Annotated in this window: 9 protein-coding genes; 3 read left to right on the top strand and 6 right to left on the bottom strand. The window is 66.6% G+C overall.

Going from position 1 to position 12,092, the window contains the following annotated elements:
* Positions 1 to 129: 129 nt before the first annotated feature.
* Entirely contained in the window at positions 130 to 609 is a 480-nt protein-coding gene (locus tag F6X42_RS04220) for a glutathione peroxidase (RefSeq protein ID WP_187633013.1), read from the top strand.
* A 10-nt stretch (positions 610 to 619) separates the two neighbouring features.
* On the opposite strand, the gene cls is transcribed toward F6X42_RS04220, so the two are convergent.
* The 6 genes from cls to dapC form a co-directional block, all read right to left on the bottom strand.
* Positions 620 to 2,107 (bottom strand): cardiolipin synthase, encoded by a 1,488-nt coding sequence (gene cls / locus F6X42_RS04215; RefSeq protein ID WP_187633012.1) that lies wholly within the window; start codon positions 2,105 to 2,107, stop codon positions 620 to 622.
* A gap of 201 nt (positions 2,108 to 2,308) precedes the next feature.
* Entirely contained in the window at positions 2,309 to 3,193 is an 885-nt protein-coding gene (gene prmB, locus F6X42_RS04210; RefSeq protein WP_187633011.1) for a 50S ribosomal protein L3 N(5)-glutamine methyltransferase, read from the bottom strand.
* Positions 3,194 to 3,207: 14 nt separating this feature from the next.
* The gene (gene dapE / locus F6X42_RS04205; RefSeq protein ID WP_187633010.1) at positions 3,208 to 4,347 is read right to left on the bottom strand and encodes a succinyl-diaminopimelate desuccinylase; all 1,140 of its coding nucleotides are present in this window, start codon (positions 4,345 to 4,347) and stop codon (positions 3,208 to 3,210) included.
* Between the two features lie 141 nt (positions 4,348 to 4,488).
* Positions 4,489 to 4,854: an ArsC family reductase gene (locus F6X42_RS04200; protein WP_187633009.1), complete on the bottom strand. Its 366-nt coding sequence runs from the start codon at positions 4,852 to 4,854 to the stop codon at positions 4,489 to 4,491.
* Complete coding sequence (dapD, locus tag F6X42_RS04195; RefSeq protein ID WP_187633008.1) at positions 4,854 to 5,681, bottom strand: 2,3,4,5-tetrahydropyridine-2,6-dicarboxylate N-succinyltransferase; 828 nt, start codon at positions 5,679 to 5,681, stop codon at positions 4,854 to 4,856. The genes F6X42_RS04200 and dapD overlap by 1 nt, the downstream gene beginning before the upstream one ends.
* 73 nt (positions 5,682 to 5,754) lie before the next feature.
* Entirely contained in the window at positions 5,755 to 6,975 is a 1,221-nt protein-coding gene (gene dapC, locus F6X42_RS04190; RefSeq protein WP_187633007.1) for a succinyldiaminopimelate transaminase, read from the bottom strand.
* 320 nt (positions 6,976 to 7,295) lie between these two features.
* Here dapC and F6X42_RS04185 point away from each other — a divergent pair, with 320 nt between their 5' ends.
* Positions 7,296 to 8,333, top strand: a complete 1,038-nt coding sequence (locus F6X42_RS04185; RefSeq protein WP_187633006.1) for a DMT family transporter — start codon at positions 7,296 to 7,298, stop codon at positions 8,331 to 8,333.
* 182 nt (positions 8,334 to 8,515) lie between these two features.
* On the top strand, positions 8,516 to 12,034 hold the full coding sequence (gene smc, locus F6X42_RS04180) for a chromosome segregation protein SMC (protein ID WP_187633005.1): 3,519 nt from the start codon (positions 8,516 to 8,518) through the stop codon (positions 12,032 to 12,034).
* Positions 12,035 to 12,092 lie beyond the last annotated feature (58 nt).

Here is a 12,092-nt window from a genome sequence, read left to right as displayed (position 1 = left end):
CCGGGCGCGTTGCCGGGCGCGCGGCGCCGATTGCCCGTCTGTCACCTTGCGCGCAGCGGTCATCGGCCATCCGGACGACTGTATCGGCAGCGCTTTTGGCATAGACTGACGGCTTTCAGCGGAGGGCACATGACATCGATCTATTCGTTTTCGGCACGCACGCTCGGCGGCGAGGAAGCGAGTCTCGCGAAGTACCAGGGCAAGGTGATGCTGATCGTCAATACCGCGAGCGAATGCGGGTTCACGCCGCAGTACGCGGGCTTGCAGAAACTGTACGACGTGTACGCGGCGCGCGGGCTCGCGGTGCTGGGTTTTCCGTGCAACCAGTTCGGCAAGCAGGAGCCGGGCGACGCCGCGCAGATCGGCAGCTTCTGCGAGAAGAACTACGGCGTGACGTTTCCGATGTTCGACAAGATCGACGTGAACGGTCCGAACGCGCACCCGCTGTTCCGCTATCTGACGATTGAGGCGCCGGGGCTGCTTGGCCTCGAGGCAATCAAGTGGAATTTCACGAAGTTTCTGATCGGCCGCGACGGCAACGTCGTCAAGCGCTATGCGCCGCTGACCAAGCCCGAGGCGATCACCGGGGATATCGAAGCGCAGCTGTAAGCGGGTGCCCCTACAGGATCGGCGAAAAGAGTCGAGCGACGTGCATCAGCATGCGTCGCAGCGCGTTTGCCTTGCGGTACTCGTCGCGGTCGATTTCGCGCGACTCGGCGAAGTCGTCGAGCAGCATCGTTTCGACTTCGAGCGCGAAGCCGCGATCGACGGTCAGCACCATGATCTCGAAGTTCAGGCGAAACGAGCGGTTGTCGAGATTGGCGCTGCCGATCGCAGCCGCGCTGCTGTCGATCAGCACGACCTTCTGATGCAGGAAGCCCGGCTGATAGCGGAAGACGCGAATGCCCGCGCGCAGCGAGTCGTACGCATACAGTTTCGACGCCGCGAACACCACCCGGTGATCGCGCCGGCTCGGAATCAGGATGCGAACGTCGACGCCGCGCAGCGCCGCGAGCCGCAGCGCGGCGAACACGGCTTCGTCGGGCACGAGATAGGGCGTCGTGATCCAGATGCGTTCGCGCGCCGCGTTGATCGCTTCGACGAAGAACAGCGAGCAGGTCTCCTGCCTGTCGGCCGGGCCGCTCGGCAGCACCAGGCAGTGCATGTTGTTCGCGGCGCGTTCGTCGGCGCCGTGGTCGACGGGCTGCTCGACGCGCGGCTCGGCTGAATCAGCGGCCGGCACGTCGAACTTGGGCAACTTCTGCGTGGCCCAGTACCAGTCCTCGATAAACACGAACTGGATGCTTGCGACCGCCGGGCCGCGCACCTCGATATGGGTATCGCGCCATGGCGATAGCGGCGGCTTCGCGCCCAGATATTCGACACCGACGTTATGACCGCCGATAAACGCACGCTCGCCGTCGACCGACACGATCTTGCGGTGATTGCGGAAATTCAATTGCAGACGGTTGACGAAGCGGCGGTTCGTCGCGAACGGATGCGTCTCGATGCCGGCCGCGCGCAGCGCCGCGACGTAGCGGTGCGGCAGATCGAAGCTGCCGATGCTGTCGTACAGGAAGTAGACCCGCACGCCCTGTTGCGCTTTCGCGATCAGCGCGTCCTTCAGCATGCCGCCTAGCGCGTCGTCGCGCACGATGAAGAACTGCACGATCACATAGCGGCGCGCGTTCCCGATCGCATCGAAGATCGCCTCGAAAGTCGCCGTGCCGTTGACCAGCGTGCGCACGGTATTGCCGGGCAGGAACGGCATGCCGCCGAGGCGCGTCAGCGACTGCACGAGCCGCGAGCCGAGCTGCTGCGTCGGCACCCCGGCCGACGACGCCTGGGTGTCCCACAGCTGCGGATGCGCGCGCGTGCGCAACAGCTCGTTCTCGACGCGGCGCGCGTCCGCATAGCCGGCGAACTTGCTGCGGCCAAGGAACAGGTAGGGCACGAGCGTCAGATAAGGCATCGCGACCAGCGATACGGCCCACGCAATCGCGCCTTGCGAGGTGCGGGTATGGAGAATCGCGTGGGCGGCCGCGACGATGCCGAGAATATGGGCAACCACAACCAGCGTGCCGACATGAAGCAGGTCGAATGACATAAGCTCGCGAACGGTTGGCGAAGCGCCGTGGTTCAGGAAACGGAGGCGGGCATGGGCTCGCTCCGTGGTCTGCGGCGAACGCGTCGGGCAACGGGCTCAGGCTGCGGTTGCGGGCAAGGCCACGCGCTGTCGCGGCGATTGCTCGTAACCCTGCCTGAGAGACGCGCTTGAAACGTCGATCAAACGGACAGGATGCCGGACTCAGACCGGCAAGTCGCTGGCCTGAATCAGGAACACGTTGTCGTCGCCGGCGCTGGTCGACATCCACACGAGATCGAGACCGCCGAACGCCGCTTCGACGTGCTCGCGCTCGTTGCCGATCTCGATGACGAGCACGCCGTCTTCGGTCAGCCAGTTGCGCGCGTCGGCGATGATCCGGCGCACGACGTCCATGCCGTCCGCGCCGCCGGCGAGCGCCATCTCCGGCTCGTGCCTGTATTCGGCCGGCAGCTCCTGCATCGACGTGGCGTTCACGTACGGCGGATTGCTGATGATCACATCGTAGCGGCGCTCGGCGAGCGGCGCGTACAGATCGCCTTCGAACAGCGCGATGCGCTCGTCGAGGTGGTAGTCCAACACGTTGCGCGTCGCGACTTCGAGCGCGGGCGCGGACAGATCGACCGCGTCGACGTCGGCGTTGTGGAACGCGTGCGCGGCGAGAATCGCGAGACACCCGGAGCCGGTGCACAGTTCGAGCACCGCGCCGACCTGCTCGGGATCCTCGACGTACGGCTGCAGGCCGTCCTGCAGCAGCTCGCCGATGAACGAGCGCGGCACGATCACACGCTCGTCGACGTGGAAGCGATAGCCGTGCATCCACGCTTCCTGCGTGATGTACGCGGCCGGCACGCGGTCGGCCGCGCGCCGCTCGATCACCTTCAGCACCGCCTCGATTTCGGCCGTGGTCAGGCGCGCGTCGAGAAACGGCTCGAGCAGGTCGAGCGGCAGATGCAGCGTGTGCAGGATCAGATAGGCGGCTTCGTCGTAGGCATTGGCCGAGCCGTGGCCGAACGACAGTTTGGCCTCGCTAAAACGCGACACTGCATAACGCAGCAGGTCGCGCACGGTGCAAAAAGGAAGCGTCATCGCAAAGTTCCTGGTTACGCGATCAGTTGTTCGAGCACGCGGCGATACACGTTCTTCAGCGGCTCGATATGGGCGACTTCGATATGTTCGTCGATCTTGTGGATGCTCGCGTTCAGCGGACCGAACTCGATCACCTGCTCGCAGATGCGCGCGATGAAGCGGCCGTCCGACGTGCCGCCGGTGGTCGAGAGCTCGGTGTCGACGCCGGTCTCGTCCTTGATCGCCTGCGCGAGCGCGCTCGACAGCTCGCCACGCGGGGTGAGAAATGGCAGGCCGCTCACGGTCCATTGCAGTTCGTATTCGAGGCCGTGTCTGTCGAGAATCGCATGCACGCGCTTTTGCAGTCCTTCGACGGTGCTCGCGGTCGAGAAGCGGAAGTTGAACATCACGTCCGCATGGCCGGGGATCACGTTGGTCGCGCCGGCGCCGCTGTGGAGGTTCGACACCTGCCAGGTGGTCGGCGGGAAATATTCGTTGCCATCGTCCCAGCGCTCGGCGACGAGTTCGGCGAGCGCTGGCGCGAGCAGGTGCACCGGATTCTTCGCCAGATGCGGGTAGGCGATATGGCCTTGCACGCCGTTGACGATCAGCTTGCCCGACATCGAGCCGCGCCGGCCGTTCTTGACCATGTCGCCGAAACGCTCGCTCGAGGTCGGCTCGCCGACGATGCAGTAGTCCATGCGCTCGCCGCGCTGCTGCAATGCTTCGACGACCTTGACGGTGCCGTCGGTCGCGGGGCCTTCCTCGTCGCTCGTGATCAGGAACGCGATCGAGCCGCGGTGCCCGGGGTTCGCCGCCACGAACTCCTCGCTCGCGACGACGAAGCCGGCGATCGACGCCTTCATGTCCGCCGCGCCGCGGCCGTACAGCTTGCCGTCGCGCCGGGTCGGCTCGAACGGCGCCGATTGCCACTGTTCGAGCGGGCCGGTCGGTACCACGTCGGTGTGGCCGGCGAACGCGAGCAGCTTGCCCCGCGTGCCGTCGACGCCGCGTTTGACGGCCCACAGGTTGGTCACGCCGTTGGATTCGATCGTCTCGTGCTCGAAGCCGAGCGCGGCCAGGCGCTCGATCAAGAGACGCTGGCAATGCTGGTCGTCGGGCGTCACGGACGCGCGCGCGATCAGTTGTTCGGTAAGGGCGAGGGTGCCGGGCATGGATTCAGTACAAGCCATTTTGAAATGAAAAAATGCCGGCTCGCGGTGACGCACCGCAGCCGGCAACAGCCTTTGAACGACGCGGCGCGAGGCCGCGCGTTTTGCAACCTTGTGCTCGAGCCTGGCGCTTCGGCGTTGCGCTCAGGCAAACAGCGCCGCGTACCCGTCCGCGGAAAAACCGAGCGACTTCACGCGCCCGTTCACGACGAGCACCGGCCGCTTGATGACCGACGGCTTGTGAATCATCAGCGCGATCGCGCCCGGCTGCGTTTCCGCGGCCGCCTTCATGTCGTCGGACAGCGCGCGCCAGGTCGTGCCGCGGCGGTTCAGCAGCGCGTCGAGCTGGACGTCCTTGAGCCAGTCCTGCACGAGCGGCTCGGTCACGCCGGCCTTCTTGAAGTCGTGAAACTCGAACTCGACGCCGTGCTCTTCGAGCCACACGCGCGCCTTCTTCACGGTATCGCAGTTTGGAATGCCGTAGACGACGGTTTTGGTGCCGCGCGCCATCAGTCGCCTCGCAGCAACTCGTTCAGGCCGACCTTCGCGCGCGTCTTCGCGTCGACCTTCTTGACGATGACCGCGCAGTACAGGCTGTGCGTGCCGTCCTTCGACGGCAGGTTGCCCGCTACCACGACCGAGCCCGCCGGAATGCGGCCGTACGTGACTTCGCCGCTTTCACGGTCGTAGATCTTGGTGCTCTGGCCGAGGTACACGCCCATCGAGATCACCGAGTTTTCCTCGACGATCACGCCTTCGACGACTTCCGAGCGCGCGCCGATGAAGCAGTTGTCTTCGATGATGACCGGGTTCGCCTGCAGCGGCTCCAGCACGCCGCCGATGCCGACGCCGCCCGACAGGTGCACGTTCTTGCCGATCTGCGCGCACGAGCCGACGGTCGCCCACGTGTCGACCATCGTGCCTTCGTCGACGTACGCGCCGATGTTCGTGTACGACGGCATCAGCACGACGTTCTTCGCGATGAACGAGCCGCGGCGCGCGATCGCGGGCGGCACCACGCGGAAGCCGCCGGCGGCGAAGTCTTCAGGGGTGTAGTTCGCGAACTTCGACGGCACCTTGTCGTAGAACTGGCTATAGCCGCCGGCCGGCATCGGCGCGTTGTCCTCGAGGCGGAACGACAGCAGCACGGCCTTCTTCAGCCATTGGTTGACGACCCAGTCGCCGTCCTTCTTTTCGGCGACGCGCAGCGCGCCCTTATCGAGTTGCTCGATCGCGTGGGCGACGGCTTCGCGCACTTCGGCCGGCGCGGCTTTCGGCGACAGCTCGGCGCGATTGTCCCAGGCGGTATCGATGATGCTCTGAAGTTGTTGCGACATATGCGTGATTTTCTGAAGGGTTGAAGTCTGAAGAAGGGGATGCCGTGCGGCTCGAGCGAGGCTCGGGCAGCACTCAGTTCACGCTGAGCGAACGGCAGAATTCGACGATCCGCTGCGCGCCCGCCGTGCATTCGTCGACGTCGGCGACGAGCGCGAGGCGCACGAAATTGCGGCCGGGGTTCACGCCGTGCGCGGTGCGCGCGAGGAACGAGCCCGGCAGAACCGTCACATTATAGTCGGCGTAAAGGCGCTGGGCGAACTCGGTGTCCGTGAGGCCGGTGCGCTCGACGTTGGCCCACAGGTAGAACGCGGCGTCGGGCAGGCGCACGTCGAGCACGTCGGCAAGCATCGGCGTGACGGTCGTGAATTTCCGCAGGTACTTCGCGCGGTTTTCGCGCACGTGCGTCTCGTCGCTCCACGCGACCACGCTCGCGCTTTGGAACACCGTCGAGAGCGCCGCGCCGTGGTACGTGCGGTACAGCAGGAACGCCTTGAGAATCGCGGCGTCGCCGGCGACGAAGCCCGAGCGCATGCCCGGCACGTTCGAGCGCTTCGACAGGCTCGACAGCATGACGAGGCGCTCGAAGCCGCGTCCGAGCTTGTGCGCGGCTTCGAGGCCGCCGAGCGGCGGCTTCGATTCGTCGAAGTAGATTTCCGAGTAGCACTCATCCGATGCGATCACGAAGCCGTAGCGGTCCGACAGCGCGAACAGCTCGCGCCAGTCGTCGAGCGTCAGCACGGCGCCGGTCGGGTTGCCCGGCGAGCAGACGTACAGCAGTTGGGTGCGGGCCCAGACCTCGGCGGGCACCGCCGAGTAGTCGCACGCGAAGTTGCGCGTCGGGTCGCTGTTGACGAAGTAGGGCTGCGCGCCACCGAGCAGCGCCGCGCCTTCGTAGATTTGGTAGAACGGGTTCGGACAGAGTACGATCGCAGGCTCACTGTCGGCATCGCGGCGCGGATCGAGCACCGTCTGCGCAAGCGCGAACAGCGCCTCGCGCGAGCCCGACACCGGCAGCACTTCAGTGAGCGGATCGAGCGGCGGCAGGTCGTAGCGTTGCGTGACCCATTTCGCGATCGACTCGCGCAGCGGCGCCGAGCCGAGCGTGGCCGGATACGCGGCGAGGCCGCCGAGCGAATCGATGACGGCCTCGCGGATCAGTGGCGGGGTTGGATGTTTCGGCTCGCCGATGCCGAAGCTGATGTGCGCGAGGCCGGCCGGCGGCGTGACGTCCTTGAAAAGCAGGCGCAGCTTTTCGAACGGATAGGGCTGAAGGGAGTCGAGTAGCGGATTCACGGACGAAATGGCCTGATCGGGATGGACGCGGACGAATGGCGGGACAGCCGGGCGACAACCCGGCGACAACCGGGCACGCGCGCCGGCGGGCGGCGGCGAGCGGACGATTATAGCGTGGCGCGCCCGCGGACCAGGCCGGAGCTTGCGGCGCGGCAACAATCCGCCAGGCGGCGCACTGAGGCGCCGCAGCGGGAATGGCGCGAATCCCCCACGGTTCGCGCAACAGAATACGCAGGAGCAGCAATGTACGCAGCAGTTAGGGAGACGGCCGGCTGGAGCCTCATACGACCCGCCCACGACGCCCGCCGGAGCCTTGCCCGATGACCAACTGGCTTCGCAACGGCTGGCCGACACTTGCCATCATGCTGGGCGCGTCGGTCTGGGGGATGGTGTGGTATCCGCTGCGGATGCTCGCCGCGCTGGGCGTGACCGGCACGGCCGCGAGCGCGCTCACGAGCGGCACCGGCTGCCTGTTCGTGCTGCTGGTGCGGCGCCGCGCGGTGAAGACCGTGCGTTGGCACTGGCTGCTGCCGGCGCTCGCGCTCGCCGCGGGCGTCACGAATCTCGGTTTCGTATGGGGCGCGATCCACGGTCAGGTGATGCGCGTGCTGCTGCTGTTCTATCTGACGCCCGCCTGGACCGCGCTGTTCGCGCATTTCATCCTGCACGAACGGCTCACGTGGTCGGGCGCGGCGCTGGCCGCACTGTCGCTCGCGGGCGCGATGACGATGCTGTGGTCGCCGCGGCTCGGCATCCCGGTGCCCGGTAATCCCGCCGAATGGGCCGGTCTGGCCGGCGGCATGGGCTTCGCGATGAGCAATGTACTGATCCTGAAGACGAGCCGCATGCTGCCGGACATGAAGCCCGAAATGCGCACCGCGGCGGTCTTCGGCGGCGCGGCGCTGTTGGGCGCGCTCGCGTCGCTGTTCGAGCCGATGCCCGCGCCGCCCGTCGGCGCGCATCTGGGCACCGCGGCTCTGCTCGTGCTCGGTCTCGGTCTGCTGCTCGCGTCGAACAACATGCTCGTGCAGTACGGGCTCTCGCGCGTGCCCGCCAATCGCGCGTCGATCATCATGCTGTTCGAACTCGTCGTGACGGCGCTGTCGGCGTGGCTGTTCGCCGGCGAAATACCGGGGCCGCGCGAATGGGCGGGAGGCGCGTGCATCGTGCTCGCGTCGGCATTGTCGAGCTGGGTGCATCGCACGAAGACGGTGCCCCCCGATCCCGCGATCGGGGACCCGGACCCGCCCGGCGAGCGCGACGGCGGCGAGGGCGGACACGGCAGCGGGCACGGCCGTGACGGCGACGGTGACGACCACCATCAGGGCGGTAAAAATCGTCCACGCGCGATGGTATGATGGCCCCTCATTAGCCGGCGCATGCGCACCTGGTGTGGCTCGAATACGCATCAGCGCACGCAGCCGGCGAGCAAATTGCGAAGGCTCGCGAGGTTGCGTGGGCCGTCCCGCCGCGGCGGTGAACGACTGGCGCAACCTCGCGAGCCACCTATCACTCTCTCTTTCCAAACAGCGAAATCGCCGTGCGTCTCACCTCGATCAAACTCGCTGGTTTCAAATCCTTCGTCGATCCCACGCATTTCCAGGTCCCCGGCCAGTTGGTTGGCGTGGTCGGACCGAACGGGTGCGGCAAATCCAACATCATCGACGCCGTGCGCTGGGTGCTCGGCGAATCGCGCGCATCCGAATTGCGCGGCGAATCGATGCAGGACGTGATCTTCAACGGCTCGACCGCCCGCAAGCCCGGTAGCCGCGCGAGCGTCGAACTCGTGTTCGACAACGCCGACGGCCGCGCCGCCGGCCAGTGGGGCCAGTATGCGGAGATCGCGGTCAAGCGCGTGCTGACGCGCGACGGCACGTCGAGCTACTACATCAATAATCTACCGGCGCGGCGCCGCGACATCCAGGACATCTTTCTCGGCACCGGCCTCGGGCCGCGCGCGTACGCGATCATCGGGCAGGGCATGATTGCGCGGCTGATCGAGGCGAAGCCCGAAGAGCTGCGCGTGTTCCTCGAAGAAGCCGCCGGCGTGTCGAAGTACAAGGAACGCCGCCGCGAGACCGAGAACCGTTTGCACGACACGCGCGAGAACCTGACGCGCGTCGAGGACATCGTCCGCGAACTCGGCGCGAATCTCGAGAAGCTGGAGGGGCAGGCGGTCGTCGCGACGCGTTATCGCGAGCTGCAAGGCGACGGCGAGGAAAAGCAGCGTCTGTTGTGGCTGTTGCGAAAGAACGAGGCGGCTGGTGAGCAGCAGCGCCAGCAGCGCGCGATCGAACAGGCGCAGATCGACCTCGAAGCGCAAACCGCGAAGCTGCGCGAAGTCGAGGCGGAACTCGAAACGCTGCGCGTCGCGCACTATTCGGCGAGCGACGCGATGCAGGGCGCGCAGGGCGCGCTGTACGAAGCGAACGCCGAAGTGAGCCGGCTGGAAGCCGAGATCCGCTTCATCGTCGAATCGCGCAACCGCGTGCAGGCGCAGATCGCCGCGCTGACGGCGCAGCGCGAGCAGTGGCAGTCGCAGGCCGACAAGGCGCAGGACGATATCGCCGACGTCGAAGAGCAACTGGCGGTCGCCGAAGAAAAAGCCGTGCTCGCCGAAGACGCCGCCGCCGCGAAGCACGATGCGCTGCCCGCGCTGGAAGCGCGCTGGCGCGACGCCCAGGCGGAGCTGAACACCGAACGCGGCGGCATCGCGCAGACCGAGCAGGCACTGAAGCTCGAAGCCGCGCATCAGCGCAATGCCGATCAGCAGTTGCAGCAACTGCAGCAGCGCCATGAGCGGCTGAAATCGGAAGAGGGCGGCCTCGACGCGCCCGACGAAGCGCAGCTCGAGGCGTTGCGCATGCAGCTCGCCGAGCACGAGGCAATCCTTAACGACGCACAGGGACGCCTCACCGATGCGCAGGAAGCGCTGCCGCGGCTCGACGGCGAACGCCGCGTCGCGCAGGAGCGCGTGCAGGCCGAAAGCGCGCAGATCCATCAGCTCGACGCGCGCCTCGCCGCGCTCAAGCAGTTGCAGGAAAACGTGCAGACCGAAGGCAAGATCCAGCCGTGGCTCGACAAGCACGAGCTGGGCAGCCTGCCGCGTTTGTGGAAGAAGCTGCATGTCGAGGCTGGTTGGGAAACCGCGCTCGAAGCGGTGCTGCGTGAGCGCCTCGCCGCGCTCGAAGTGTCGAATCTCGACTGGGTCAAGGCGTTCGCGACCGACGCGCCACCGGCCAAGCTCGCGTTCTACGCGCCGCCCGCGGCCGCTCTGCCGGCCCCGGCGGCAGGCGCGCTGCGCTCGCTGCTGTCGCTCGTGCACATCGAAGACGCGGGCATCCGCGCGGTGCTGACCGACTGGCTCGGCCTCGCGTTCGTCGCCGACGATCTGCAGCAGGCGCTTTCGATGCGCGCGCAGCTGCCCGAGGGCGGCGCGTTCGTCGTAAAGGCGGGGCACGTGGTCACGCGCGTCGGCGTGCAGTTGTATGCGGCCGATTCCGAGCAGGCAGGCATGCTCGCGCGTCAGCAGGAAATCGAAAACCTCGGCCGCCAGGTGCGCGCGCAGGCCTTGCTCGCCGACGAGGCGAAGGCCGCCGCGATCCGCGCCGAAGCCGCGCACACGCACGCCGCGCAGGCGCTCGCCGAGATGCGCCAGCAGGCCGAACGCGCGACGCAGCGGGTGCACGCGTTGCAGATGGATGTGCTGAAGCTGAGCCAGGCGCACGAACGTTACACGCAGCGCAGCACGCAGATTCGCGAGGAACTCGAAGAGATCGCCGCGCAGATCGACGAACAGCGGGCGCTGCGCGCCGAATCGGAAGCGAACTTCGAGCGTCACGACGGCGAACTCGCCGAACTGCAGGCGCGCTTCGAAGACCACCAGCTCGCCTTCGAATCGCTCGACGAAGAACTGACGACCGCCCGCGGCGGCGCGCGCGATCTCGATCGCGCCGCCACCGACGCGCGCTTCGCCGCGCGCAACATGGCGAACCGCATCGACGAATTGAAGCGCAGCATCCAGGTCGCGCACGAGCAGAGCGAGCGCGTCGCGGGCGCGCTCGAAGACGCGCGCGCCGAACTGGAAATGATCAACCAGCAGACCGCGCACACCGGTCTGCAGGACGCGCTCGACATCCGCGCCGTGAAGGAAGAGGCGCTGCGCGCCGCGCGCGTCGAGCTCGACGACCTGACCGCGAAGCTGCGCTCGGCCGACGAAACGCGCCTCACCGCCGAGCGCGCGCTGCAGCCGCTGCGCGACCGCATCAATGAATTGCAGTTGAAAGAGCAGGCCGCGCGCATCAACGGCGAGCAGTTCGTCGAGCAGTTGAGCGCGGCCGGTGTCGATGAAGCCGAGCTGCAAGCCAAGCTGACGCCGGACATGAAGCCGTCGTACCTGCAAGGCGAAGTCACGCGTATCAACAACGCCATCATCGCGCTGGGGCCGGTGAACATGGCCGCGCTCGACGAGCTGAAGGCCGCGACCGAGCGCAAGAGCTTCCTCGATTCGCAGTCGGCCGATCTGACGAGCGCGATCGATACGCTGGAAGACGCGATCCGCAAGATCGACGCCGAAACGCGCACGCTGCTGCAAAGCACGTTCGACGAAGTGAACCGTCATTTCGGCGAGCTGTTCCCGCGTCTGTTTGGTGGCGGCCAGGCGAAGCTGATCATGACCGGCGACGAAATCCTGGACGCCGGCGTGCAGGTGATGGCGCAGCCGCCGGGCAAGAAGAATTCGACGATTCACCTGCTGTCGGGCGGTGAGAAAGCGCTGACCGCGACCGCGCTCGTGTTCGCGATGTTCCAGCTGAATCCCGCGCCGTTCTGCCTGCTCGACGAAGTAGACGCGCCGCTGGACGACGCCAACACCGAGCGTTTTGCGAATCTGGTACGGGCGATGTCGGACAAAACCCAGTTCCTGTTCATCTCGCACAACAAGATCGCGATGGAGATGGCGCAGCAGCTGATCGGCGTGACGATGCAGGAGCAGGGTGTTTCGCGGATCGTCGCGGTCGACATGGAAACGGCGGCGGGTTTCGCCCAGAATATCGTTTGAGTTAACGCCTTCGCGGGCATCCGCATCCACCGCAGCGGCCTGATCGCGCGCCGCGCGG

Source organism: Paraburkholderia podalyriae, assembly GCF_014397785.1.
Classification (GTDB): domain Bacteria; phylum Pseudomonadota; class Gammaproteobacteria; order Burkholderiales; family Burkholderiaceae; genus Paraburkholderia; species Paraburkholderia podalyriae.
Note: the sequence above shows the minus strand (reverse complement) of the source record. Positions and strands in the feature narration are given on the sequence as shown.

Coding starts and splice junctions, on each gene's coding strand:
- F6X42_RS04220 (WP_187633013.1), top strand. CDS start 130: ATGACATCGATCTATTCGTTTTCGGCACGCACGCTCGGCGGCGAGGAA.
- cls (WP_187633012.1), bottom strand. CDS start 2,107: ATGTCATTCGACCTGCTTCATGTCGGCACGCTGGTTGTGGTTGCCCAT.
- prmB (WP_187633011.1), bottom strand. CDS start 3,193: ATGACGCTTCCTTTTTGCACCGTGCGCGACCTGCTGCGTTATGCAGTG.
- dapE (WP_187633010.1), bottom strand. CDS start 4,347: ATGCCCGGCACCCTCGCCCTTACCGAACAACTGATCGCGCGCGCGTCC.
- F6X42_RS04200 (WP_187633009.1), bottom strand. CDS start 4,854: ATGGCGCGCGGCACCAAAACCGTCGTCTACGGCATTCCAAACTGCGAT.
- dapD (WP_187633008.1), bottom strand. CDS start 5,681: ATGTCGCAACAACTTCAGAGCATCATCGATACCGCCTGGGACAATCGC.
- F6X42_RS04185 (WP_187633006.1), top strand. CDS start 7,296: ATGACCAACTGGCTTCGCAACGGCTGGCCGACACTTGCCATCATGCTG.